The organism is Jannaschia pohangensis (assembly GCF_900113875.1).
Lineage (GTDB): Bacteria > Pseudomonadota > Alphaproteobacteria > Rhodobacterales > Rhodobacteraceae > Jannaschia > Jannaschia pohangensis.
The window spans coordinates 68760-92294 of sequence record NZ_FORA01000007.1; the positions used below are offsets into that span (position 1 = coordinate 68760).

24 protein-coding genes are annotated in these 23535 nt (G+C 65.9%); 9 read left to right on the forward strand and 15 right to left on the reverse strand.

From position 1 onward, the window contains the following. Positions 1-48 precede the first annotated feature (48 nt). Positions 49-510, forward strand: coding sequence for an NUDIX domain-containing protein (locus tag BM002_RS17670; protein WP_092784520.1), 462 nt, complete (start codon positions 49-51; stop codon positions 508-510). Here the strand turns inward: BM002_RS17670 and BM002_RS17675 are convergent. Further along, a complete protein-coding gene (locus BM002_RS17675; RefSeq protein ID WP_092784523.1) occupies positions 507-1790 on the reverse strand; it encodes a PP2C family protein-serine/threonine phosphatase in 1284 nt (427 codons plus the stop codon). The genes BM002_RS17670 and BM002_RS17675 overlap by 4 nt on opposite strands. A gap of 128 nt (positions 1791-1918) precedes the next feature. On the opposite strand from BM002_RS17675, the gene BM002_RS17680 reads away from it, so the two are divergent. Beyond that, entirely contained in the window at positions 1919-2236 is a 318-nt protein-coding gene (locus tag BM002_RS17680) for an Hpt domain-containing protein (RefSeq protein WP_092784526.1), read from the forward strand. A gap of 6 nt (positions 2237-2242) precedes the next feature. Here BM002_RS17680 and ilvA read toward each other — a convergent pair whose 3' ends face one another. Both ilvA and BM002_RS17690 read right to left on the reverse strand, forming a co-directional pair. Continuing rightward, the gene (gene ilvA / locus BM002_RS17685) at positions 2243-3475 is read right to left on the reverse strand and encodes a threonine ammonia-lyase IlvA (protein WP_092784529.1); all 1233 of its coding nucleotides are present in this window, start codon (positions 3473-3475) and stop codon (positions 2243-2245) included. Next, complete coding sequence (locus BM002_RS17690) at positions 3468-4223, reverse strand: hypothetical protein (protein WP_092784531.1); 756 nt, start codon at positions 4221-4223, stop codon at positions 3468-3470. Before BM002_RS17690 ends, ilvA begins: the two co-directional genes overlap by 8 nt. Positions 4224-4353: 130 nt before the next feature. Here BM002_RS17690 and BM002_RS17695 point away from each other — a divergent pair, with 130 nt between their 5' ends. Continuing rightward, positions 4354-5574, forward strand: coding sequence for an argininosuccinate synthase (locus tag BM002_RS17695; protein ID WP_092784533.1), 1221 nt, complete (start codon positions 4354-4356; stop codon positions 5572-5574). Positions 5575-5594: 20 nt separating this feature from the next. Here BM002_RS17695 and BM002_RS17700 read toward each other — a convergent pair whose 3' ends face one another. Continuing rightward, positions 5595-5930 (reverse strand): HNH endonuclease, encoded by a 336-nt coding sequence (locus BM002_RS17700; protein ID WP_092784535.1) that lies wholly within the window; start codon positions 5928-5930, stop codon positions 5595-5597. A gap of 10 nt (positions 5931-5940) precedes the next feature. Between BM002_RS17700 and BM002_RS17705 the strand changes: the two genes are divergently transcribed. Further along, positions 5941-7110 carry a TIGR03862 family flavoprotein gene (locus BM002_RS17705; RefSeq protein WP_092784537.1) on the forward strand — a complete coding sequence of 390 codons (1170 nt, stop codon included), beginning with the start codon at positions 5941-5943 and terminating at the stop codon, positions 7108-7110. On the opposite strand, the gene BM002_RS17710 is transcribed toward BM002_RS17705, so the two are convergent. From BM002_RS17710 to BM002_RS17730, 5 genes are all read right to left on the reverse strand, one after another. Then, on the reverse strand, positions 7102-7947 hold the full coding sequence (locus BM002_RS17710) for an NAD(P)-dependent oxidoreductase (protein ID WP_092784539.1): 846 nt from the start codon (positions 7945-7947) through the stop codon (positions 7102-7104). The genes BM002_RS17705 and BM002_RS17710 overlap by 9 nt on opposite strands. A gap of 93 nt (positions 7948-8040) precedes the next feature. Continuing rightward, positions 8041-9042, reverse strand: a complete 1002-nt coding sequence (holA, locus tag BM002_RS17715) for a DNA polymerase III subunit delta (RefSeq protein WP_092784541.1) — start codon at positions 9040-9042, stop codon at positions 8041-8043. Further along, complete coding sequence (locus BM002_RS17720) at positions 9039-9542, reverse strand: hypothetical protein (RefSeq protein WP_092784543.1); 504 nt, start codon at positions 9540-9542, stop codon at positions 9039-9041. The genes holA and BM002_RS17720 overlap by 4 nt, the downstream gene beginning before the upstream one ends. Beyond that, positions 9529-12069, reverse strand: coding sequence for a leucine--tRNA ligase (gene leuS / locus BM002_RS17725; protein ID WP_092784545.1), 2541 nt, complete (start codon positions 12067-12069; stop codon positions 9529-9531). Before leuS ends, BM002_RS17720 begins: the two co-directional genes overlap by 14 nt. A gap of 59 nt (positions 12070-12128) precedes the next feature. Next, complete coding sequence (locus BM002_RS17730; RefSeq protein WP_245749315.1) at positions 12129-12626, reverse strand: DUF3576 domain-containing protein; 498 nt, start codon at positions 12624-12626, stop codon at positions 12129-12131. A gap of 295 nt (positions 12627-12921) precedes the next feature. On the opposite strand from BM002_RS17730, the gene BM002_RS17735 reads away from it, so the two are divergent. Further along, the gene (locus BM002_RS17735) at positions 12922-13932 is read left to right on the forward strand and encodes a porin (RefSeq protein ID WP_092784549.1); all 1011 of its coding nucleotides are present in this window, start codon (positions 12922-12924) and stop codon (positions 13930-13932) included. A 91-nt stretch (positions 13933-14023) separates the two neighbouring features. Continuing rightward, positions 14024-14677 carry a YggS family pyridoxal phosphate-dependent enzyme gene (locus BM002_RS17740; protein WP_092784553.1) on the forward strand — a complete coding sequence of 218 codons (654 nt, stop codon included), beginning with the start codon at positions 14024-14026 and terminating at the stop codon, positions 14675-14677. On the opposite strand, the gene BM002_RS17745 is transcribed toward BM002_RS17740, so the two are convergent. Then, positions 14674-15189 carry a L,D-transpeptidase family protein gene (locus tag BM002_RS17745; protein WP_245749316.1) on the reverse strand — a complete coding sequence of 172 codons (516 nt, stop codon included), beginning with the start codon at positions 15187-15189 and terminating at the stop codon, positions 14674-14676. The two genes, BM002_RS17740 and BM002_RS17745, sit on opposite strands and share 4 nt — an antisense overlap. Continuing rightward, a complete protein-coding gene (gene ribA, locus BM002_RS17750) occupies positions 15186-16232 on the reverse strand; it encodes a GTP cyclohydrolase II (RefSeq protein ID WP_092784556.1) in 1047 nt (348 codons plus the stop codon). Before ribA ends, BM002_RS17745 begins: the two co-directional genes overlap by 4 nt. Positions 16233-16397: 165 nt before the next feature. Between ribA and BM002_RS17755 the strand changes: the two genes are divergently transcribed. After that, complete coding sequence (locus tag BM002_RS17755; RefSeq protein ID WP_092784559.1) at positions 16398-17084, forward strand: response regulator transcription factor; 687 nt, start codon at positions 16398-16400, stop codon at positions 17082-17084. 163 nt (positions 17085-17247) lie between these two features. Here BM002_RS17755 and BM002_RS17760 read toward each other — a convergent pair whose 3' ends face one another. After that, positions 17248-18501 carry an MFS transporter gene (locus tag BM002_RS17760; RefSeq protein ID WP_092784562.1) on the reverse strand — a complete coding sequence of 418 codons (1254 nt, stop codon included), beginning with the start codon at positions 18499-18501 and terminating at the stop codon, positions 17248-17250. 53 nt (positions 18502-18554) lie between these two features. Between BM002_RS17760 and BM002_RS17765 the strand changes: the two genes are divergently transcribed. Then, complete coding sequence (locus BM002_RS17765) at positions 18555-19214, forward strand: DUF2461 domain-containing protein (protein ID WP_175484956.1); 660 nt, start codon at positions 18555-18557, stop codon at positions 19212-19214. Positions 19215-19235: 21 nt separating this feature from the next. Here BM002_RS17765 and BM002_RS17770 read toward each other — a convergent pair whose 3' ends face one another. Together BM002_RS17770 and BM002_RS17775 are read right to left on the reverse strand one after the other, a co-directional pair. Then, entirely contained in the window at positions 19236-19634 is a 399-nt protein-coding gene (locus tag BM002_RS17770) for a hypothetical protein (RefSeq protein ID WP_092784565.1), read from the reverse strand. Beyond that, positions 19625-20686 (reverse strand): alkane 1-monooxygenase, encoded by a 1062-nt coding sequence (locus BM002_RS17775; protein WP_092784568.1) that lies wholly within the window; start codon positions 20684-20686, stop codon positions 19625-19627. The genes BM002_RS17770 and BM002_RS17775 overlap by 10 nt, the downstream gene beginning before the upstream one ends. Before the next feature lie 190 nt (positions 20687-20876). On the opposite strand from BM002_RS17775, the gene BM002_RS17780 reads away from it, so the two are divergent. After that, positions 20877-22565, forward strand: coding sequence for an NAD(P)H-dependent oxidoreductase subunit E (locus BM002_RS17780; protein ID WP_092784571.1), 1689 nt, complete (start codon positions 20877-20879; stop codon positions 22563-22565). 12 nt (positions 22566-22577) lie between these two features. On the opposite strand, the gene BM002_RS17785 is transcribed toward BM002_RS17780, so the two are convergent. Further along, a complete protein-coding gene (locus BM002_RS17785) occupies positions 22578-23474 on the reverse strand; it encodes a lytic transglycosylase domain-containing protein (protein WP_092784683.1) in 897 nt (298 codons plus the stop codon). Between the last annotated feature and the right edge of the window lie 61 nt (positions 23475-23535).

Consider the following 23535-nt stretch of genomic DNA (forward strand, 5'->3'; position numbering starts at 1 on the left):
AGGAACGACCAGCCGTGGACCAACCCCCGGTCCGACAGGAGGCAAGACATGATCGCGCGCCATGGAACCCCGCCCCGCGCCGGGGTCGTCTATCGACGCAGGCCCGGGGCCTATGCCGTGCTGGTTCGCGGCGCGCGCCTTCTCTTGACGGTGCAGCAGACACCGGAGGGGCCGGATATCCAGTTGCCCGGTGGCGGGATCGACCCCGGCGAATCGCCGATCCCCGCCTTGCTGCGCGAAGTGCGCGAGGAAACCGGCCATTCCGCCCGCATCCTTCGGCATCTGGGAGGCTTCCGGGAGTACACTTTCATGACCGACTACGGGTTTCATGCCGAAAAGGTCTGCAACGTCTATCTGGGCCAGGTCGGTCTTCGCCTTGGCGCGCCGAGCGAGCCGGGTCATTCCGACCTCTGGCTGAGGCCACAGGAGGCCCTGGCCGTCTTGCCAAGCCCCGGGGGGCGCCGGATCCTGGCGCGGTGGCTGGCTGCCGGAGGGATCGGCCGACGCTAGCCCGCGGCGATTCCTCTGCGGGCGCTTTCCGGCCCGCCGAAGCGGAACAGCAGCATGGAGATATCGTCCTCGAAATCGTTGATCCCGGAATGCGCGTTGACCGCCTGTTCGAGACTCGCAACCGCTGCCTCCGTATCCTCGGGGATGCCAGCCAGCAGATCCATCAGCCCTTCCTCCTCCAGCATGTCGCCCCAGGTATCCGTGCATTCGGTCATCCCGTCGGAATAGGCGAGAAAGGCATCGCCCGGGTTCAGGCGGATGGTGATGCAGTCGAATTCCGCTTCCGGCAACAGGCCGACGGGTGGCCCGCCGCGGCCGATACGCTCCACGCTGCCATCGGCGCGCCGGACCAGGGGATGGGGATGGCCCGCCTGTGAAAAGGTCAGGTGGCCGGACCGAAGATCGACATAGGCCAGAACGGCCGTGAAATAGATGTCCGAGTCCATTTCCCGCAGCATGAATTCGTTCAGCCGCGACATGACCTCTTCTGGGCTGTGCACGTCGCGGCCATTGTCGAGAAAGGCGATATTGCTGCGCCGCGAACTGAAGGAAAACAGCCCCGCAAGACGGCCGGTCAAAAGGGCGGAAGCGACGCCGTGACCCGAGACATCGATGCTGTAGAGCCCGATTTCGGTGTCGGAGATCGGGAAATACCCCACAAGATCGCCGCCGATCTGGCCCGAAGTGACGAGTTGAAGCGACAATTCCGACCGCCCGATCCGCCAGGTGCTGTCGGGAATGAAGGCACGCTGCAGTTTGCGGGCCTCGTCGAGGTCGCGGCTCATCTCAGCGTTGATGCGCATCAGGTCGTCGAGCGTCGTCTTCACCTCGTGATTGCGGTGCTGCAGATCTTCCTGCATGTCCAGGATCCGACGGCCGGTCAGAAGGCGCGCGCGCAATTCGGCGATGTCGATGGGTCGGGTCACGAAGTCGTCGGCCCCGGCCTCCAGCGCGCGGGCCTTGGCGCAGCGATCCGTCTCGGACGTCATCAGGATGAAATACACATAGTCGTCGCGCACCATCGACCGGAATGCCTTGCAGAAATCCGGACCGTCCATCACCGGCATCTGCCAGTCGCTCAGGATGATCTGCACCTGCGCGCCTTCCTCGGTCATGCAATAATGCAGGGCCTGCCCCGGATCGGGCAGCGCCACGACGTCGAAGCCCATGCGCAGCAGGACCGCAGAAATCAGTTGACGCTGTGCGGCGCTGTCATCGACCACCAACGCGCGAATCTGCTGTTGGGGTCGGGGCGGAAGGGTCGGGTGGCGTGTCGTCATGGCTCCGGTCCAGTTTGGACGTTCCCGGAGATGCCCCAAGACAATGAAGGGCCGGTTAATGCGTCAATTCGCCTGATTTCGCCGGTCGCATTAAGGTCCGGGTAAAGATTTGCAGACAAGATATCCGCATGATCGACACAGACCGCCTTGCCGAACTGGAATCCGAAATCGGGGCCGAAGATCTCGGCTTCATCATCGCCATCTATCTGGAAGAGGCCGACGAGATGCTGGCACGCATTGATGCGGGGCTGTCGGACGAGGACCATGCCCGCGCATTGCACTTTCTGCGCAGCGGCGCGCTCAACATCGGGTTGCGCGGTGTCGCCCGCGCCTCCGCCGAGCTGGAGAATTCGCGCGACGTCAGCGTGCCCGAGGAGACAGCCCGGTTGCGCACCCTGCTGGAGGAGAGTCGTGTGCGACTCGGCACCCTTCTGGACGCGGCCTGACGATCGTCAGATCACAAGTTCCGCCAGCAGAGGCTCGTCCGTCAGGTCACGCCAGGTGAACCCCCGCGCCATCATCTCCGCCTCAAGGCGGGCGAACGATCCCTTGTGGGATGTCTCGATCCCGATCAGGACGCTGCCGAAATTGCGGGCGGATTTCTTGAGGTATTCGAACCGGGCGATATCGTCGTCCGGACCCAGGATATCCAGAAAGTCGCGCAGCGCACCGGGACGCTGCGGCATCCGAAGGACGTAGTACTTCTTCAGTCCGGCATAGCGCATGGCCCGTTCCTTGACGTCCGGCAGACGCTCGAAATCGAAGTTGCCGCCGGTCGTCACACAGACGACGCGCCGCCCCTCGATCTCGGGGCCGAGATCGCGCAGGGCATCGACGGACATCACCCCGGCGGGCTCCAGAACCACGCCTTCGGTGTTCAGCAGTTCCTGGATCGAAATGCACAGCCGGTTCTCCGGCAGGCGCAGCACATGCTGCGGCGGAACCTGGCGGAGGATATCGAAGGTCCGGATGCCGATCTGGGCGACGGCCGCCCCGTCGACGAATGTGTCGAGCTTGTCCAGCGTCACCGGCTTGCCCGCCGCCAGCGCGGCGGTGAGGCTGGCCCCGCCGACCGGCTCGACATAGCGCATGTCGGGAACGCGGCCCGTCGACCGAAAATAGGCGAGCATGCCCGCCGACAGGCCGCCGCCGCCCACGGGCACGATGATCAGGTCGGGGTCTTCGGGCATCTGCTGGCGCAATTCGACCGCGACCGATGCCTGTCCCTCGATCACGTCGTCATCGTCGAAGGGCGACAGGAAATGTGCACCCGACTCGACGCAGAAGGCCTTGGCCGCGGTCAGCGTGGCGTCGAAGAAGTCGCCGGTCAGCCGGACTTCGACCCGGTCGCCGCCGAACAGCCGGGTCTTGTCGATCTTCTGACCGGGCGTGGTGACCGGCATGAAGATCACGCCATCGACCCCCAGATGCCGACACATCCAAGCGACCCCCTGCGCATGGTTCCCCGCACTGGCGCAGGCCACGCGACCACCGCCAAGCTTGCGCATCGCGTTGAAGGCCCCGCGCAACTTGTAGGAGCGCACGGGCGTCAGATCTTCGCGTTTTAGCCAGACATCCGCCTTGAAGCGGTCGGACAGGTAGTCGTTGCGCTGGCACGGCGTCGCCTCGAACACGTCGCGCATCGCGACCGTCGCGGCTTCGGCCCGGGCGGCGAAATCAGTCAAGGGGGCGGCCCTCCACCAGATGACCGTAGAGCGCGGTCAATGTGCCGACGCCCAGCATCAGACCGATCCAGCCGGTGACGAATTGATACATCGTCGAAATGAGCACATTCGTGTCTTCGAGCAACAGGGGCAGGCGCAACAGCAACGTCACTCCGACTGTCACGAAGGCCAGCACGATGATCGTCTGTGCCTGGCCCTTTGTGGCGATCAGCGCGTCGTTCATGCGCATCGGCTTGCCTGCAGCCCCCGCGGGCAGGATCACGCCGATCCGGTAGAAAACAAGGCAAGCCGCGAAGACGCCGGCGACGAGCGGGATCGTCTGGATCGACTCACCGAACAGGGGGACCAGAAGGACGACGAGCATGGTGACGACGGCCGCCGCCGCCAGCAGCGCGACCAGGAAGGTCAGCACGGTCCGCCCCAGATATCCCATCACGAGAGTGCCGTTCAGGGGCGGGATCCACCCGTCACCCAGTTCACCCAGGAGCGCGTAGCGATGCCAGCCGACCGACACCCAGAGGCTTGCGAAGATGCCGACCAGCAGGGAGCCGAAAGTGCCGAACACGAAGCCGGGCGGGGGCGGATTTTCGGGGTCGAGCTGGACGCCGACCCATTCCGGATAGAGGAACGCCACCGACAGACCGGTCGTCACGGCAAGCGCGTAAGGCACCAAAGACACCTTCATCGCCGCCAGCAGGTTGTCGGTGATCAGCGTCAGCGCGCGAATGAACAGCTTCCATCCCAGCATAAAGGCCTCCGGTTTCGGGTCCGCACAGCCCTATGCCCGGCACCTCCACCCCGTCAATGACCGGGCCTGCGGCTTGCAGGCGCGTCGGCTTTGTCCTACGCCGCAGGCAACCGATTATGCGGAGACCCCGATGGACGCCCCCAAGAAAGTCGTGCTTGCCTATTCGGGCGGCCTGGACACCTCGATCATCCTCAAGTGGCTACAGACGGAATACGGCTGCGAGGTCGTGACCTTTACGGCCGACCTGGGTCAGGGCGAGGAGCTGGAGCCCGCGCGCGCCAAGGCCGAGATGATGGGGGCGACCTCCATCCACATCGAAGACCTGCGCGAGGAATTCGTGCGCGACTTCGTGTTCCCGATGTTCCGGGCCAATGCCCTCTACGAGGGGCTCTATCTTCTGGGCACGTCCATCGCCCGCCCGTTGATTTCCAAGCGTCTGGTCGAGATTGCCGCCGCCGAAGGCGCCGACGCCGTGGCCCATGGCGCGACCGGCAAGGGCAACGACCAGGTGCGGTTCGAACTGGCCGCCTATGCGCTCAACCCCGAGATCAAGGTCATCGCGCCCTGGCGTCTGTGGGATCTGTCAAGCCGGACCAGGCTGATCGATTTCGCCGAAAAGCATCAGATCCCGATCGCCAAGGACAAGCGCGGCGAGGCCCCGTTCAGCGTGGACGCGAACCTGTTGCACACCTCGTCCGAGGGCAAGGTTCTGGAGAACCCGGCCGAAGAGGCGCCCGACTATGTGTTGCAACGCACCACCCGCCCCGAGGATGCGCCCGACACGCCCGAAATGGTCGAGGTCACCTTCGAGAAGGGCGACGCCGTGGCCATCAACGGCGTGGCGATGTCCCCTGCGTCGATCCTGACCAAGCTCAACGAGCTGGGCGGCAAGCATGGCTGCGGCATCCTCGATCTGGTGGAAAACCGCTTCGTCGGGATGAAATCGCGCGGCATCTACGAGACGCCGGGCGGCACCCTCCTGCTGGAAGCGCATCGCGGGATCGAGCAGATCACGCTGGACGCCGGGGCCGGACATCTCAAGGACAGCATCATGCCGCGCTATGCAGAGCTGATCTACAACGGCTTCTGGTTCTCGCCCGAGCGTGAAATGCTCCAGGCCCTGATCGACAAGAGCCAGGAGCATGTAACGGGCACCGTTCGCCTGAAGCTCTACAAGGGCAGCGCCCGCACCGTGGCCCGCTGGTCGGACCACAGCCTCTATTCCGAGGCGCATGTGACCTTCGAGGAGGACGCCGGCGCCTACGACCAGCGCGACGCCAAGGGGTTCATCCACCTCAACGCCCTGCGCCTGAAACTGGTGGCGAACCGCAACAAGCGCGTCGGCGCCTAGGCCTGGGGTTTCCGGGCGCTTCAGCGACGTTTCCAGCCGCGCCGCGCGCCCGGTGTCTTTGAGTGGAAATCCGCGGGGCGCTTGCGGACCCAGGTGATGAACCGCGCGAGCCTGGGATGCCGTCGCAGGTCTTCGGGCGTATTCCAGAGCCGGGCCAACTCCGCCTCGCTCGCCGTGGCATGGATCTCATTGTGACAGATCTGGTGCATCAGCACCGTCGGCCCGCCCTTGCCGCCGCGCAGCTTCGGGATCAGGTGATGCCAGCTTTGCGGCGTGCCCGGCAGGACCGGACGCTGGCACAGCGCGCAGGTTGGCGGCCCGTCATCGGGCTGGTCGGGGGCGTCGTCCTCTGACATGGGATGAAGGATGGAACAGCAGACCGACAAGACAAGGGTCGCGGTGATCGGCGCGGGCCCTGCGGGGTTGATGGCGGCCGAAGCGGCGGCGGCGGCGGGTTGCGCGGTCGAAATCTTCGACCATATGCCAAGCCCCGCGCGCAAATTCCTGATGGCGGGCAAGTCGGGCCTGAACATCACCAGGATCGAAGACGGTTTTACCGCCGCCTATGGCTGCCCGGAGTTGGAGCCGTTTGTCGCACGTTTCGGGCCGGAAGCGGTGCGTGACTGGATGGACGGATTGGGGCAAGCGAGTTTCGTGGGCTCTACGGGGCGGGTTTTCCCCGAGGCCATGAAGGCTTCGCCCTTGTTGCGTGCCTGGCTGGCCCGGCTGGACGATCTGGGCGTGACCCTGCATCGCCGCGCGCGCTGGACCGGGTGGGAGGACGCGGCCTTGCGTTTCGCGGATGGCAGGGCGGTCGTCGCGGGGGCGACGGTTCTGGCCCTGGGCGGGGCGTCGTGGCGCAGGTTGGGGTCGGACGGGGCCTGGGCCGATATCGCGGGGCTTGCCCGGTCGACGGCCCGCTTCAAACCGGCCAATGTCGGGTTCGAGGTCGCCTGGTCGCGGCACATGGCCCGCCACTTCGGCGCGGCGGTCAAGAACACCGGGCTGATCGTCAACGGTGTGACGCATCGCGGCGAATTCACCCTGTCGTCGAAGGGGATCGAGGGCGGCGGTCTCTATCCCCTGACGCCCGCCCTGCGCGACGGGGCGGCACTGGCCCTCGATCTCAAGCCCGACATGACGGCGGCACAGGTGCGTGACAGGTTGGCGTCGCGCGGCAAGGACAGCCTGCCCAACCATCTGCGCAAGGCGTTGCGACTGACCCCGGTGCAGATCGCGCTGATCCAGGAACTGGCGCGCCCGCTGCCCGATGACCTGACCCAGGCGATCAAGCGCCTGCCGCTGCCCCTGATCGGCCCGCGCCCGCTCGACGAGGCGATTTCGACGGCGGGCGGTCTTCGGTGGGATGCGGTCGACGCCGACCTGATGCTGCGCGACCGGCCCGGCACCTTTGTCGCGGGCGAGATGCTGGATTGGGAGGCGCCGACGGGCGGCTACCTGCTGACCGCCTGTCTGGCCACGGGGTTGCACGCGGGCCGCGCGGCGGCGGCCCATGCGCGCCGGGCATCAGGGTAGTTCGACACCGGCCTGCCTTGCATAGGTCTTGGCCACAGCGGCATCGTCCTCGCGGCCCAGACCGTCGGCGCTGGCCTTACGGTACTGCGCCAGGGCAGCCTCGACCAGCGGCATCTCCATGCCGGCTGCGGCGGCGATTTCCTTCACGATGCCCAGGTCCTTGGGCCAGATGTCCACCGCCGACAGGGGCGTGTAATCGGCGTCACGCACATGCGGGCCACGGTTCTCGAGCATCCAGGAGGTGCCGCCGCATTGCGGGATGATCTCCATGAAGCGCGCGGGGCTGATGCCCTGTGTCACGCCAAAGACCATGGCTTCGGCCATGGAAGCGATATGGACACCGGCAAGGATTTGGTTGACGGCCTTCATCGCACTTCCGGGGCCGGCCCGATCCCCCATCTCGTAGACAGACGACGCCGTCGCGGAAAGGACCGGTCGCGCCTTGGCGAAGGCCGCGTCGGTGCCGCTCGCCATGATCGCAAGATCGCCCTTCTGCGCCCGCGCCGCGCCGCCCGAGATCGGCGCGTCCAGATAGTGAAGTCCGGCATCGACGCAGCGAGCCTCCTGCGCGCGGGCAAAGTCCGGGGACACAGTAGCGCAGGCCATGACGACCGCGCCCGGGGCCAGCTTGCCCAGAAGACTGTCGATCACGCTCTCGGTCTGTTCGGCGTTCAGTACGCAAATCACCGCCGCCTCCATGTCGGAGGGGTCGAGGGTCACGCCGCCCTCCGGCTTCACACCGCGCGGATCGTGGCCCGCCACGTCGTGCCCCGCGCGGACCAACGAATTGGCCATGCCCATCCCCATGGCCCCAAGGCCCCAGAATCCGATTTTCATTGTCCTGTCCTCATCGTCCTGTCCTCATCCCGATTGCCCCCGCATGTTCGGGGATTGCGAAAGCCAGGTCCAGCGGGATGAGGGACCGTGGGGTCAGCGCGCCCCGGCCATCATCGCCAGACGGATCAACGCGCGTTCGATCACGGCCATCTGCGGCGCGCGCGACGAGGACCGGAGCGTCAGGTCCGTCTCCATCAGCAGGTCCAGCGCCGCCTCGAGCTTGCGGGCACCCCATTGGCGCAGCTGCCGTTCGGCGGCGTCGCGACGCGGCCCGAAAAGCGGCGGCCGGATCGAGCCGATACCCCCGCCCACGGCGGCCGCGTGAAGCTGCTGGAAATGACGGGTCGCAAAGATGACCAGGGTCACGGCGGCGACACCCTGCCCGTTTAGGCGCTGCATCAACGGGCCGATGGCGGCGGCACGGCCATCGGCGGCGGCGGCGATGACCTCGTCGGTGTCGGCATCGATCGTGGCGGGGGCCATCAGCGACACGGCCTCGGGTGTGACGGCCTCGTCCCCGGCATAGAGCGCGATCTTGGCCAGGGTCTGGCGAAAGTCGCCGGGATCGAGGGTTGCGGCCAGCGCATCGACGCCGCGCCGCGCCTCGGGCGTCAGCTGCAGGCCTTCGGCGGCAATGGCGGCCTCGATCTCCTCCCGACCCATGGGATCGTCATAGAGACCGATGGCCACGGCGCTCTTGTGGCCCTCGAACGCCTTGCGCAGTTTCGATGTCTTCTTGAGCGCGCCGCCCGTCACGATGAGCGCGGCATCGCCGGGCACCCAGTCTTCCAGGGCGGCGATGACCGGACCCGCCTGAAGTTCGGTGACGCCATCGACGAAGACCACGCGCGGGCCGGGAAAGAAGCCGACGGCCTTGAGCGCGTCCAGCACGACGGTCGGGTCCGACTTCGCCTCGGCTCCGGACAGGCGGGTCAGGCGCATCTCCTCGTCCGCCGACGGTCCGGCCAGGGCCGCGATCAGGTCCTGACGCTTCAGGGCGACGCGCATGGCATCCGCGCCATAGATCAACGCCCCGGCGGTGGCGGGGTCCGGCTTGGCAAGGAACTTTGCCACGGCGGCGCCGCGCAGATTCATTGCGCCAGCGTCGCGGCGTCGCCCAGAAGGCGGGCGACCACCTTGTCCGCGAGGATGATGGCCAACCGACGTTCCGCGTCCCGCCGCGATTCCAGCGTGGAAATGGTCGAGCCTGTGGCGGCATAGGCGGTGAAGCTGGCTTCGGACCCGGACAGAACCGGCGTCGTGTCGCCCATCGGTATCACCTGCCAGGCAAGGCGGCCTTCGATATTGAACCGTTCGATATTGTTCGACCCGTCGATGGCCAGCGCGTTTTCGGTCGTGGCCAAGGTATATGTCAGATCGAAGCGTGGGGCCGACGGCAGGCCCAGACGTTCTTCGACCCGGCGCACGAAGGCGAAATCGATGTCGGTGTCGGGTTCGGTCACCAGGATCGCACCCCGGAGCGCCCCGCCGCCGCCGCCCGGTCCGTAGACGGGCGTGAAGTTGCAGGCCGACAGCAGTGTCGCCGCCAGCCCGGCGGTCAGGATCAGGCGTCGGGTGGGATCAGACCACCACATTGACGATCCGCCCCGGCACCACGATCAACTTGCGCGGCTGCCCGCCATCCAGCGCCTTGAGCACGGCGCTGTCCTGAATCACCAGGGCCTCGACCTGATCCCTGGGCAGATCCTTGGGCACCGTGATCTCGGACTTGCGCTTGCCGTTGATCTGGATCGGCAGGGTCACGCTGTCATCGACCAGCAGGGCCGGATCGGCGACGGGCCAGGGCGCGGTCAGAACAAAGCCCTCGCCCCCCATCATGGACCAGATTTCCTCGGCCAGATGCGGGGTCATTGGCGACATGAGCTGTGCCAGCACCTTCATCGCATCGCGGCGCGCGGCGGCGCTGGCGTCGGATTTGTGCAGGGTGTTGGTGAACTCATAGAGCTTGGCCACGGATTTGTTGAAGGCGAAGCCTTCGATGCCCTGGGTCACCTCGGCGATGGCGCGGGCGGTGGCGCGGGCCAGATCTGCGTCGGCACCCGTGTCGCTGCGGTCGGCGCGGGCGATGTCTTCGGCCAGACGGTGGACGCGGCGCAGGTGCTTGTGCGTGGCCTCGGCCCCCGAGGCCGTCCACTCCACATCCCGCTCCGGCGGGCTGTCCGACAGGACGAACCAGCGCGCGGTGTCGGCGCCATAACTGGCGATGATGTCCATCGGGTCTACGACGTTCTTCTTGGATTTCGACATCTTGGCCGAAGGGATGACCTCGATCGTCTCGCCCGTCGCCCTGACCGTCCCCGTCTCCAGATCGACATCTTCGGGCAGGTGATAGACCGGGCGGCCCTTGTCGTCCTTCGTCTGATAGATCGCGTGGGTCACCATGCCTTGGGTAAAGAGCGCGTTGAACGGCTCTTCGGTGCCTTGCGGCAAATGCCCCGTCTTCTGCATCGCGCGGGCGAAGAAGCGCGAATAGAGCAGGTGCAGGATCGCGTGCTCGACCCCGCCGATGTATTGATCGACGTTCATCCAATAGGATGCCTCGTCCAGATCGGTCGGCGTCTTGGCGTGGGGTGCGGTGAAGCGGGCGAAGTACCACGACGAATCCACGAAGGTATCCATCGTGTCCGTCTCGCGCCGCGCAGGGTTGCCGCAGGCGGGGCAGGTGGTGTCGCGCCAGGTCGGATGCCGGTCGAGCGGGTTGCCCGGAATGTCGAAGGTGACATCATCGGGCAGGACAACGGGCAGGTTCTCCTTCTTCTCGGGGACGACACCGCAGGCGTCGCAATGCACGACAGGGATCGGACAACCCCAATAGCGTTGCCGCGACAGGCCCCAGTCGCGCAGGCGGTACTGCGTCTTGCCGGTGCCGATGCCCTTGGCCTCTGCCCAATCGATTGTGGCGTCGATGGCCTCCTGCCCGGTGGCCTCCGTGACACCGGCGGGCTGATCGATCCAGCGAACCTTCTCGGTCTTGGGCGGCACGAAGGCCTCGTTCGCCACAGGCGTTCCCCCGTCGAGGGCCACAAAGGTGTCGGTGACCGACAGCTCATATTTCCGAGCAAAGTCCAGATCGCGCTGGTCATGCGCCGGGCAGCCGAAGATCGCGCCGGTGCCATAGTCCATCAGCACGAAGTTCGCGACCCAGATCGGCAATGTGCCGCCCAGCGGGTTCTCGACCGTAAGACCCGTGTCGAAGCCGCGCTTCTCGGCCTTCTCCAGCGCTTCCTCGGTCGTGCCGCCCTTGCGGACATCGACGTTGAAGGCGGCAAGGTCGGGGTTTTCGGCAGCCAGCGCCTTGGCCAGCGGATGTTCGGGCGCGATGGCGATGAAGGACGCCCCGCGCAGGGTGTCGGGTCGCGTCGTGTAGATCTCGATGCCAGCGTGCCCGTGGACCGGCGCGGTCATCGCGAACGTCATCTGCAACCCCCGCGACTTGCCGATCCAGTTTTCCTGCATCAGGCGGACCTTCTCGGGCCAATCCTTGAGCGTGGCGAGAGAGTCGAGCAGGTCTTCGGCCATGGACGAAATCGCGAAGGCCCATTGCGTCAGCTCGCGACGCTCCACCTCGGCGCCCGACCGCCAGCCGCGACCGTCGATCACCTGTTCATTGGCCAGCACGGTCATGTCGACTGGGTCCCAGTTCACGATGGCGGGCTTGCGATACACCAGCCCGGCATCGAGCATGTCGATGAACAATGCCTGCTGCTGGCCGTAATACTCGGGGTCGCAGGTGGCGAATTCGCGGGACCAGTCGATCGACAGGCCGAGCGGCTTCATCTGGCCGCGCATCACGTCGATGTTGTTGTAGGTCCAGTCCTTGGGGTGCCCGCCCGACGCCATGGCCGCGTTTTCCGCGGGCATCCCGAAGGCGTCCCATCCCATCGGGTGCAGAACGCTGAAACCGCAGGACATCTTGTAGCGCGCGATGACGTCGCCCATCGTGTAGTTGCGGACATGTCCGATGTGGATGCGACCCGACGGATAGGGGAACATCTCCAGCACGTAATACTTGGGGCGGTCATCGCGAACGGCGCGAAACAGGTCCGCCTTGTCCCAGGCGGATTGCCATTTCGCCTCGATGGCGGCGGTCTCATAGGTCATGTGTTCTGTCCTCGGGCCCGGGCCCGGCCTGTCAGGCGCCCGAGCGTGGGGTGTCGTCTTTAAAGGCTGCTGTCGCTGATGCGAAGCTGGCGGGCGCGGGTCAGGATGGCGTCCTCGATGGCGCGTTGCGTGTCGCGACTCACCGTACCGCCCCGCGTCCGGAGCGAGACATTCAAGCTGCGCGCGTCCAGGGCCGGGTCCTTGATGAAGACCGTCGCCTGATAGGCGCGACCGCCGCCCGGCGGGGTTCCATAGCCGAACTGGATCACGCCCGAGAAAGGATCGGCGTTCTGCACCGGCATGAAGGACAACACATCCAGCGACGCCGCCCAGAGATAGCGGTTCACCTCCAGCGTTACATTCGGGTCGTCCGCGTTACTGAACAGATCCCAAATCGTCGAGGTATTGGAGTTGGCCCGGTTGGCCCGCGCAATCGTCTGGGGATTGTCCTGATCGGCGATCCGTTCAGACCGTGTCTTGCCGAAGAGCGGGCCACCGGCGCCACTGCATCCCGCCACTGCCACGACTGCCGTCACTACTATTAGTGTCCGAAGCATCCTGCCTGCCCGCATGTTGTCCCCCGATTTCGCCCCGGTCTTTTGATGTGCCCTGACTAGCGCAGGAAGACAGGGGCAAACAAGGTGCTGCGACGCAGTCCGGCAACACGGAACGGGCAACTGGGGCGGGACTGGGGCACCCCTTCGTTCACTGTGACAAGAAAGCACCATGAATTCGGCCTTTTCCGGGACCCCTGCCGTGCATCGCTTGCGACGCGGGGGGGGATGAGGGAAACGACAACCACGCCCAACGCGATTCCCGTGGTGGGGACGATTTGAAACACGAGGGAAAACCATGAAAAAAGTTCTCTTCGCCTCGACCGCTCTGGTTGCCTTCGCCGGCGCCGCCTCGGCCGAAATCACCATCACCGGCGTTGCCGAGATGGGTATCTTCAACGCGGACACGTTCGTGTCGCCTGGCAACGTTGCCAGCGGTGTGACCCAGTTCTTCACCGACATCGACGTCACCTTCACCATGTCGGGTGAAACCGACGGCGGCCTGACCTTCGGTGCCACTGTCGATCTCGACGAGAACGGCGCTTTCGCACCTGCCACGCAGGGCGGTGAGGTTATCTTCATCTCGGGCGCCTTCGGCACCCTGACGATGGGCGACACCGACGGTGCGCTGGACTGGGCCCTGACCGAAGTCAACTTCAACGGTGGCTCCATCGCCGACGACGAAACCGAGCACGCCGGTTACAACGGCAACGCCGGCCTCGACGGTCTGTATGACGGTCAGATCGCCCGTTACGACTACTCCTTCGGCGACTTCGGCGTGGCCCTCTCGGCCGAGCTGGACGACACCAACGCTATCGGCAACGACGACGTTCTGGGTATCGGCTTCAAGTACAACCTGGACCTCGGCGGCACCACGGTCGGCCTCGGCCTGGGTTACCAGTCGGCCAGCCTCGGCAACGTCAGCGTCGACACCCTGGGTGTCTCGGCCAACGCCTCCTTCGGTGGCGGTTTCTCGGCCGGTCTGTCGTATGTCACCTATGACAACCACGTCCCCTCGATCGGGCAGTATCTCCCCGCTCGCGCTCTGACCCCCGGCTTCGACACCGACCACATCGGTGTGGGCGTCGGCTACTCCTCGGGCGCCATCTCGGCTCACCTGAACTACGGTCAGTACGACACGGACGCCGCTGGCGGCGCCGAGTTCGACGGTATCGGTCTCTCGGTCGGCTACGACCTGGGCGGCGGCGCTTCGGTCGTCTTCGGCTACGGTGCCTCGTCGGGTGAAGTCGGCGGCGTTGACCTGGGCGACGTCGACACCGTCTCGCTCGGTGTGAGCATGTCCTTCTGATCCATCCCGGATCACGGAACAGGAGAGAGCGGGCCTTGCGCCCGCTCTTTTCTTTTGGGCATGTCGGTCGGGACGATCCGGAGACCTGACCATGCCATTGCCTGATATCACCGCCCGTATCGCCGCCGCCTGCGAGGCTGCGGGCCGGTCCCCCGCCGAAGTGACGCTGATCGCCGTTTCCAAGGTGCAACCCCCCGAGCGTGTGACCGCCGTTCTTGAGGCCGGTCACCGGGTTTTCGGAGAAAACCGCGTGCAGGAAGCGCAGGGCAAATGGCCCGCCTGGAAAGACGCCTACGACGGGGTAGAGCTTCACCTTCTGGGGCCCCTGCAATCGAACAAGGTGCGCGGCGCGGTCGAGCTATTCGACGTGATCCATTCCGTCGACAGCCTGAAACTGGCGACGCGCATTGCCGATATCGCGCAGCAGGTGGGCCGCTGTCCCGGCCTGTTCCTTCAGATCAACACCGGGGACGAATCGCAAAAGGCCGGTGTCGCACCCGAACAGGCCGACGCCCTGATCCGGGATATTCGCGCACTGGATGTGCCGTTGCTTGGCCTGATGTGCATCCCGCCGGTCGACGAGACGCCGTCGCTTCACTTCGCGCTTCTGGCCAAGATCGCCGCGCGCAACGGGTTGCCCGGCCTCAGCATGGGGATGTCGGCGGATTTCGAACAGGCGATTGCCCTGGGTGCGACCCATGTCCGCGTCGGTTCCGCCATCTTCGGCGACCGGGTCCGCAGCTAGCGCACTATCAGCCGCGTCCGATAGCGGATCCGCGCCGCGATCCAGCGAAGATGACCCGGATCGAAAGCGACGCAGCCTTCGGTGGCAAAGCCGGGCCGCCGCCAGCGATGCAGGAAGATGGCCGATCCGCGCCGGTATTCGGCCCGGGGCCAGTTCCAGTCGGTCAGGATGATCAGGTCATAGAGCCTGTCGGCCCGCCACAGACGTTCGGCCGACCCGTCGAAGGGCGCGCGTACCATCAGGTTGTAGTCCTCGTGCGCCGGGTCGTCACACCACAGGTCGCCGGGCCGGATCGGCAGGGCCCAATCCGCCGGTCGCGCCATGCGGTCGGGCCGATAGAGCATTCCGACGATCCCGTGCACGCCGACGGGCGTCGCGCCGTCACCCTCCCGCTTGTCTTCGCGCCGCCCGCCCTTGCCGATGGAACAGGGAAAGAGGCGCCCCTGAAACCGGACGCCACCTGGTGTCAGGACCAGATCATCGGGCGTCGTCGTCTCGGATCCGGCGGTCACTCCAGATGCCCCGACTTGTCACGCTTGACGTCCAGATAGGCCGCATTGTCCCGTCCACGTCCGACGTGCAGCGGCACCCGCTCGACAACAGAAACCCCCTGCGCCTGCATCATGGTCAGTTTGCGCGGGTTGTTCGTCATCAGACGGATGGTCGCGATGCCAAGGCGCGCCAGCAGATCCGCCCCCAGTCGGAAGTCCCGTTCATCGTCCTCAAACCCCAGGCGGTGGTTGGCCTCGACGGTGTCGAACCCCTGATCCTGCAAGTCATAGGCGCGCATCTTGTTGGCCAGCCCGATGCCCCGCCCCTCCTGATTGAGATAGAGCAGCACGCCGCCGCCGTTGTCGGCCATCGCCTGCATCGCCGCATGAAGCTGCGGGCCGCAGTCGCATTTGAGCGAGCCCAGAACGTCACCGGTGAAACAGGCTGAATGGAGCCGCGTCAGAACCGGGGCCGCCCGGTCGACCATCCCGATTTCGATGGCATAGTGCTCCTCGCCGCCATCGCCTTCGCGGAAGACGTGAACGCGGCCCGCCGCATGGACCGCGAAGGGCACGCGGGCCGAGGCCACCTCGGTCGAGGGCAGGGTCGGGCGGGCCATTTCATCCACGGGCAGACGCGTCACGCCGGCGGGGGGCGTCATCGCGACGCCCACGACGGCCGGGAGCAGTTGTGCCGCCTTCGCCAGGGCCACGCCCTGCCGCCAGGGGCCGCAGTCACCGCCGCGCAAGGTGGTGAGGGGTCCCTTCATGGGCATTCGCAAGTCATCGGCGGGGTCGGCCACCGCCTGAAGCCAGTCGAGCCTTGTATCCTGCGGTACCGCGATGCGCGCCACGTCACCGTCATAGGCGCGCGCCTTCAGCGTCTCCGCCCGCCGACCGCTGACGCACAGCACCAGTGGGCCGGCAGTGCGCAGAGCGTCAAGCCGGGCCTGCGACACCGTCTCGACCGAAGCGAGAACAACACCCCCGATGGCGACGGGCAGGCCGACCCGCAGGTCGGCCCGCGCCCGGACCGCAAGTTCGTTCGGGGTCGGTGAAAGCATTTTCGTCGTGAACTCCTGTAACAATTGGAGCCGTCCAACGCCCCTTCCACGTCACATATGAAACATTTGCGCCCTTGGCGACACGTCGACGTGAGGTCGGGCGCGCGGACTTCCCTCTGCGTCAACTTCACGGCACCAATGGTTCAACACTTACGGAGCTTCACAATGGCCAACCTCAAGAAAATCCTTCTCGTAGATGATGATGACGATCTGCGCGACGCCCTCGCCGAGCAACTTGTCATGACCGAAGAATTCGACGTTTTCGAAGCCGACAGCGGTGTCACCGGCATGGCCCGCGCCAAGGAGCAGCTTTACGATCTGGTCGTCCTCGATGTCGGCCTGCCGGACACAGACGGCCGCGAGTTGTGCCGCCTGATGCGCAAGCAGGGCGTCAAATGCCCCATCGTCATGCTGACCGGTCACGACACCGATGCCGATACGATCCTGGGCCTCGATGCGGGGGCGAACGACTATATCTCCAAGCCGTTCAAGTTCCCGGTCCTGCTGGCCCGCATCCGCGCGCAGCTGCGAACCCATGAGCAATCCGAGGACGCGATCTTCCAGCTTGGGCCCTATACCTTCAAGCCCGCGATGAAGATGCTGATCACCGAGGACGAGCGGAAGATCCGCCTGACCGAGAAAGAGACCAATATCCTGAAGTTCCTCTATCGCGCGGCCGATGGCACCGTGGCCCGCGATATCCTCCTGCACGAGGTCTGGGGATACAACGCGGGGGTGACGACTCACACGCTCGAAACTCACATCTACCGCCTGCGTCAGAAGATCGAACCCGACCCGTCAAACGCCAGATTGCTGGTGACGGAAAGCGGCGGCTATCGGCTTATGGCGTGATGGTCGCGCCACAGGCGATCAGTGAAAATGAACCATCGCGGCAATTAACCTTACGTTAACGCGGCTCTGTGCATACCATTAACCATACCGGCGCATCTGCGGGACGTACAGATGCAACCTCCCTGTTGGACTTGCCCGGGCTTTCGGCCCGGGTTCTTTTTTGTCAGGGCTTGTTGTCCGCGTCGGGCATCCGCAGGATCAGATAGCCCACAACCGCCAGCCCCGCGACGATCCCGCCGCCGATCAGGTAAGGCAGCCGCAGCGCCGTCTCGCGCCCCAGGGTCGGCTCGAAGGTGGACACCAGCAGGCCGCCCGCAATCGCCCCAAGCGGCATCATCCCCCATCCGAAAAACCGATAGACGCTGTTGACCCGACCGAGCAGGGCGTCGGGGATGGTTCGCTGCCGAAAACTGACCGTGACGACGTTCCAGAGCATTCCGAACCCCGCCTCGGCGGCCAGGGCCAGCGCCACGACCCAAGGCGCTTTCGCCACCCCGATCAGCGCGTAGGCACATGCGAAGGCCACGAGCGAGACCCGAAGGCTTCGCGTCGGACCCCAGCGGCGCGCGACCCCCGGGGCAAGCAATCCGCCCGCCACGCCCCCGACCGCACCGGCGGTCAGCAGCAAACCGTGACCCACGGCGCCCAGGCCCAGAATGTCCTGACTGAACAGCACAAGCATCGTCAGCGACGCCATGCTGCAGGCGTTGATGACCCCCAGCATGATCGCCAGCCGCCAGATCAGGACATGGCCCCAGATCCAGGCCAGCCCCTCGCGCAGTTCAACCCGGAAACTGCGTCGCGCGGGTGCTATGCGGGCCGGGATCACCATCAGCCAGACGCAGGTCGCCGCCAGCGCGAACGTCGCCGCGTCGAAGGCAAAGGGCACCGGCAGGGCCATCGCGATGAGCAGACCGGCAAGGGGCGGGCCGATGAAATGGCCCGTGACGCGCTCCACCGTCCACATCTGGCCATTGGCCGCCTCCAGGTCCGCGGCGCGAACAACCGATGGAAGGACGGTCTGCGCCGCGTTGTCGCGCAACACCTCGGCGGATCCCAGAAGGAATGCCACGGCACAGAGAGCTGCGATGGCCATCCCGGGCGAGGCGACGGGCGGCGGGGCGGCGAGCACCAGAAAGACCACGCCGAGCGTGACGGCAAAGCGGAACAGGTCGGCCCGAATCATCAGCTTGCGGCGGTCGACCCGGTCGGTCCAGACACCCGCAGGCAGGGTGAACAGGAACCACGGCAACCGCCCCGCCATCGCCGTCAGGGAAATCAGGAACGGGTCCCGCGTGATCAGCGACGCGAGCCATGGGAAGGCCAGCATCGACACGCCGTCCCCCAGGTTCGACACGGCCGAGGCCGACATCAGCCAGCGATAGTTGCGGTTTTCTCGAAGCAGCATCAGGGACATGGCGGTCCTCCTGCGCTAGGGTAACGCGGGGCACAGGGCGAAAGGCAAGCGGCATGTCAGACGGCTTTACCGAAATGCTGGACCGGGCGCAGGCGTTCTATGGCGCGCTGGCCAGGAACAATTCGCGCGACTGGTTCGAGCCGCGCAAGGCCGGGTGGAAGGCCGATATCGAGGCCCCCGCCAGATTGCTGGCCGAGATCATGGCCGATGAAATCAGCCGGATTACCGGCGAAGCCCATGCGTCCAAGGTCTTTCGCATCAATCGCGATGTGCGGTTTTCCAAGGACAAGTCGCCCTACAAGACGATGCTGGCGATGCTGTGGGCCCCGGGGGATCGCGATGACCTTGCCCCCAGCTTCTATTTCGGGATCCAGCCAGAGACGACCTTTGTCGGCTGCGGCATGTCGGGCTTCGAGAAGACCGCGCTGACGCGGTATCGCGCCATGGTCGACCGGTGGGGCGACCGCCTGACCGAAGTCATGGAGCAGACCGGGGGCACCCTGGCGGACATCGGACCCGAGCCTCTGAAGCGTGTCCCGAAGCCCTATGACCCCGACCATCCCCATGCGGCGTTGCTCAAACGCAAGGATCTGGCGCTTGGCCTGCCGTTGGCGGAAGGGTGGCGCGACACGGGCGACGGTCTGGTCGCGGCACTGTCGGACAGGATCGAAGCGCTTTTGCCGTTTCAGCGCTTTCTGGTCGAACGTCTCTGACCCCTTTGCAGGTCTTGGCGTCTAGACGCCCAGATCGTCCAGGGGGCAGTCCAGCGGTTCCTCGTCCAGCCCTTGCATCACCAGGTCATCGGCCGGATCGGCGCCGGACAGGCGCGCATGGAAACCGCCGCTCGGCACTTCCAGAAACGTCCAGCACTGGGAAACAGGGTTGTTGTCATAGACAAAGCAGATGTCGCCCTCGGAATTCGAGAACCAGATGCCGCGTTGGCAGGTGCCGCCTTCGAAGGCCCAGATGACCCGGTTGTCGTCGAAATACTGCTCGGCCCCGAACGGCTGACCGTATCGGTCGAAATACATGGTCCGGCTCGTGACCATCTCGGCGAACTCGTCCGGGGAGATCTGCCGTTCGGCAAGCGCGGGCTGCGCCAGCAGACAGCAAAGCAGCACGATCAGGCGCATGCGGTCTCCGACGTTTCGGGACGTGTCCGGGCTTCGGCCAGCCGGTCTTGCAGGGCATGAACGCGGGGATGCATCACCTTGCGCCAGAACCGGGGCCAGAGCGCGAAGGTCACCATGACCGGCAGGGAATAAGGCAGCTGCGGTTGGGTGTCGTCGGTTGTCAACTCCTCGAACCCGCGTCCGGGGTGGGCGTGGTGATCGGAATGGCGGGGCGCATGAAGGGTCAGAAGGTTGGTCACCCGGTGCGGCGCGTTCCAGCTGTGTTCGGGGCCGACCGGCTCATAACGGTCCCCGATCTTTTCGCGGCGCATCCCGTAGTGCAGCACGTAATCCGTCACCAGAAGCTGGCTTTGCGCCAGCGCGCAGAGGGCGACATAGGCCAGTGCGCCGGGCAGCCCAAGAAAGGCGAGCGAAAGGCCGATGCCTGCGGCCCCGCCAAGAATATACTCCCAATAGGGGTTTCGGATGTTCCAGTCGCCGCGCCCGCGCGCCCGCTGCCGCGCCTTTTCGACCGCGAGCCCCTGACGGAACGAGTCGCGCCAGGCCCTGACACAGAATTTCCACCAGCTTTCGCCATAGCGCGCGGTGTTCGGATCTTCTCGTGTGGCGACATGGATGTGATGCACACCGGGGTGCGCCGTCGTCTGATGCCCAAAGAGCAGGGTGGTATAGGTCCAACGCCCCAAGGCCCGCCGCAGACGGCCCCGGGCATGGATCAACTCATGCGCATTCGAATTCATGATTTGCCCGAAGAACAGCCCCGCGGCCGAGAAATAGGCGATCCAGTTCCAGGTCGGCCCACCCTGGGCCAGGGCCCAGACGGCGAGCGCCAGCATGGGAAAATGGATCGCGGCCAGACCGACGGTCAGGGCGCGCGCCTGCCTGCCATCGGGGGATGGCCCGTGTTCGGGCAGGACATGGTCCAGCACCGCGACCACGCCCGCCATCCAGATGAAAGATGCGAAATCCCACGGCCCGTCCCAGATCGCCCCGGCCACCAGCAGGGCAACCGACAGGCCGAGCGCAGCAAGATAGGGCAGAAGGGCGGGCATCGACGTCTCCGATCGGGAACTTCCGGTAACATAGGCGCGAATCCTGAAGAAAGAATGGCACCTGTCGCCGCACCTGCGGGCTTGTGGCAAATCCGTCCGCCTGCGCAAATGACGGGCGCGGCGTCGCAATCGCACCTTGGGGGCCTGCCCCGGCGCGATACGGTTCCGTCAAGGACAGGGAGGGTGGGATATGCTGGACGATGGCGACAAGAAGGGTGTCTGGAAATCCGGCCGCGGAAAGGGGCGGACGACGCCCAAGGGTCGGCAATACGATGACGACGCCCTGGCCCAGGTGCGCGCGCTTCTGGGCGACCGGCCCCGTGACCGCGACCTGCTGATCGAGTTTCTCCACCTGATCCAGGATGCCCACGGCCATCAGAGTGCCGCCCATCTGCGGGCCCTGGCCGAAGAGATGCGCCTGTCCATGGCCGAGGTCTGGGAGGTGGCGACCTTCTACGCCCATTTCGACCCCCTGCGCGAAAACGACCCCGTGCCCCCCGACCTCACCATCCGGGTCTGCGACAGCCTGTCGTGCGAGCTGGCCGGGTCCGAGGCCCTGATCGCCGCCCTGGAAGCGGGCCAGAATCCCGCCCGGGTGCGCGTGTTGCGCGCGCCCTGCATGGGCCGCTGCGACACCGCCCCGGTGTTGGAAATCGGGCATCGTCACGTGGATCATGCCACCGCCGAAGCCGTGCAGCAGGTCATCGACGGCGGCGATTTCCATGCCCATCTGCCCGACTATCAGGACCTTGCCGCCTACCGCGCCGAAGGCGGCTATGCCACGCTCACCGACCTGCGCGACACGGGCGATTGGGAGGCGGTGCAGCAGACGATCGCCGACTCGGGCCTGCGTGGTCTGGGCGGGGCGGGCTTTCCGTCCGGCAAGAAGTGGGGCTTCGTGCGGGGCAACCCCGGCCCGCGCCTGATGGCCGTCAACGGAGACGAGGGCGAGCCGGGCACCTTCAAGGACCGCTATTACCTGGAGCGGGTGCCGCACCTGTTCCTCGAAGGTATGCTGATCGCCGCCTGGGCGGTCGAGGCAGAGCGCGTCTATCTGTACATGCGCGACGAATATCCGGCGGTTCTGGAGATTCTGCGCCGGGAAATCGCGGCGCTGGAAACGGCGGGCCTGATCGCCCCCGGGTTCGTCGATCTGCGGCGGGGGGCTGGCGCATACATCTGCGGCGAGGAATCCGCGATGATCGAGAGCATCGAGGGCAAGCGCGGTCTGCCCCGGCATCGCCCGCCCTATGTGGCACAGGTCGGCCTATTCGGACGTCCCACCCTCGTCCACAACATCGAGACCTGCCATTGGATTGCCCGCATTATGCGCGAGGGGCCGGAGATCCTGTCGTCGGTCGAAAAGAACGGTCGCAAGGGGCTGCGCAGCTATTCGGTGTCGGGTCGGGTCAAGGCGCCGGGCGTTCACCTGCTGCCTGCCGGATCGACGATCACCGACATCATCGCGGCGGCGGGCGGCATGCTCGACGGCCATGTGTTCAAGGCCTATCAGCCGGGTGGTCCGTCTTCGGGCCTTCTGCCCGCGTCGATCAATGACGTCCCGCTCGACTTCGACACGTTGCAACCGCTTGGCACCTTCATCGGGTCCGCTGCGGTAGTCGTCCTGTCGGATCACGACAAGGCCCGCGACGCCGCCCTCAACATGCTGCGTTTCTTCGAGGCGGAGTCCTGCGGGCAATGCACGCCCTGCCGGGTCGGCTGCGAAAAGGCGGTCAAGCTCATGCAGGCCGAGCATTGGGACCAGGGCCTTCTGGAGGAGGTCAGCCAGGCCATGGTCGATGCGTCGATCTGCGGTCTGGGTCAGGCGGCCCCCAATCCCATCCGGCTGGTCATGAAGCATTTCGCCGACGAGATCTGACGGCCCCGGCGCTCAGTTCCGATAGGCGCGGCAGATACATCCCGCCCGCGAAATCGCCCGGCACAGGCGCAGCGCTTCGTCCCGGCTCTGCGCCCCGATGCGGGCGGCAATGATTGTCTTGCGACCCGGTCCGCGCCGATCCAGAGGCACGAATTCCAGCCGCGCGACGGGGGCGGCGCTTCGGCAAGACCCGGTCAGCCGGTCATAGGACGCGCGGGCCGCGCTCCGTGTCGTGCCGTAGCCGACCTGCACGCCCCAGGGGGCAAAGCGCGGCTCGGGGGCGGCCAGCGGCGACAGGCGGCGGTTGGCGGCCATGGTTTCGCAGGCCGCAAGGAACGGGCGGTCGTCGTCCAGGGAGAAGGTCTTGCCCTTGGGCGGCGTGTCCCGCCAGGTTTCCGCGTGCTCCCCGGTGATGATGCGTACGTAGTCGATGGTCTCGCGCGCCAGCCCGCCGGTCCCCGCGACGAACCCCTCCACCCGCCGTTCGCCGCCGTTGTAGCCAATGGCGGCCAGCCCGACGTTGCCATAGCGGCGCGTCATCTCACCCAGGTATTCGGCGCTCTTCTCGATGGCTTCGGCGGGGTTGAACGGGTCTTCGAGGCCGCGCAGGCGGGCGGTGGACGCAATGAACTGGGCGATGCCCATGGCGCGCATGGGGCTGACCGCATTGGGGTCGAAACGGCTCTCCTGCCAGAGAAGCCGGGCCAGAAAGCCGGGTGGCAAACCGTGCAGACGCGCCTCCGCCTCGATCTGGACGCAGGTGTCGCGCACGAAGCTGTCGGGGGCGATGCAATGGCGCGGACCGAACCGTCCTTCGGAGCATTTAGGTGCCTCTGCCGCCACTTCGGGTTCGGCGCGAACAGGCAGCGTCAAAAGCAACAGGACAAGGACGAGGAGCATGCGGATCATGACGCGAACCGTCCGGTGCGCGACAAGGTCTGTCAACCGGACTTTCGCCCCGCGCCCGGGC

Coding starts and splice junctions, on each gene's coding strand:
- BM002_RS17670 (WP_092784520.1), top strand. CDS start 49: ATGATCGCGCGCCATGGAACCCCGCCCCGCGCCGGGGTCGTCTATCGA.
- BM002_RS17675 (WP_092784523.1), bottom strand. CDS start 1,790: ATGACGACACGCCACCCGACCCTTCCGCCCCGACCCCAACAGCAGATT.
- BM002_RS17680 (WP_092784526.1), top strand. CDS start 1,919: ATGATCGACACAGACCGCCTTGCCGAACTGGAATCCGAAATCGGGGCC.
- BM002_RS17690 (WP_092784531.1), bottom strand. CDS start 4,223: ATGCTGGGATGGAAGCTGTTCATTCGCGCGCTGACGCTGATCACCGAC.
- BM002_RS17695 (WP_092784533.1), top strand. CDS start 4,354: ATGGACGCCCCCAAGAAAGTCGTGCTTGCCTATTCGGGCGGCCTGGAC.
- BM002_RS17700 (WP_092784535.1), bottom strand. CDS start 5,930: ATGTCAGAGGACGACGCCCCCGACCAGCCCGATGACGGGCCGCCAACC.
- BM002_RS17705 (WP_092784537.1), top strand. CDS start 5,941: ATGGAACAGCAGACCGACAAGACAAGGGTCGCGGTGATCGGCGCGGGC.
- BM002_RS17710 (WP_092784539.1), bottom strand. CDS start 7,947: ATGAAAATCGGATTCTGGGGCCTTGGGGCCATGGGGATGGGCATGGCC.
- holA (WP_092784541.1), bottom strand. CDS start 9,042: ATGAATCTGCGCGGCGCCGCCGTGGCAAAGTTCCTTGCCAAGCCGGAC.
- BM002_RS17720 (WP_092784543.1), bottom strand. CDS start 9,542: ATGTGGTGGTCTGATCCCACCCGACGCCTGATCCTGACCGCCGGGCTG.
- leuS (WP_092784545.1), bottom strand. CDS start 12,069: ATGACCTATGAGACCGCCGCCATCGAGGCGAAATGGCAATCCGCCTGG.
- BM002_RS17730 (WP_245749315.1), bottom strand. CDS start 12,626: ATGCTTCGGACACTAATAGTAGTGACGGCAGTCGTGGCAGTGGCGGGA.
- BM002_RS17735 (WP_092784549.1), top strand. CDS start 12,922: ATGAAAAAAGTTCTCTTCGCCTCGACCGCTCTGGTTGCCTTCGCCGGC.
- BM002_RS17740 (WP_092784553.1), top strand. CDS start 14,024: ATGCCATTGCCTGATATCACCGCCCGTATCGCCGCCGCCTGCGAGGCT.
- ribA (WP_092784556.1), bottom strand. CDS start 16,232: ATGCTTTCACCGACCCCGAACGAACTTGCGGTCCGGGCGCGGGCCGAC.
- BM002_RS17755 (WP_092784559.1), top strand. CDS start 16,398: ATGGCCAACCTCAAGAAAATCCTTCTCGTAGATGATGATGACGATCTG.
- BM002_RS17760 (WP_092784562.1), bottom strand. CDS start 18,501: ATGTCCCTGATGCTGCTTCGAGAAAACCGCAACTATCGCTGGCTGATG.
- BM002_RS17765 (WP_175484956.1), top strand. CDS start 18,555: ATGTCAGACGGCTTTACCGAAATGCTGGACCGGGCGCAGGCGTTCTAT.
- BM002_RS17770 (WP_092784565.1), bottom strand. CDS start 19,634: ATGCGCCTGATCGTGCTGCTTTGCTGTCTGCTGGCGCAGCCCGCGCTT.
- BM002_RS17775 (WP_092784568.1), bottom strand. CDS start 20,686: ATGCCCGCCCTTCTGCCCTATCTTGCTGCGCTCGGCCTGTCGGTTGCC.
- BM002_RS17780 (WP_092784571.1), top strand. CDS start 20,877: ATGCTGGACGATGGCGACAAGAAGGGTGTCTGGAAATCCGGCCGCGGA.
- BM002_RS17785 (WP_092784683.1), bottom strand. CDS start 23,474: ATGATCCGCATGCTCCTCGTCCTTGTCCTGTTGCTTTTGACGCTGCCT.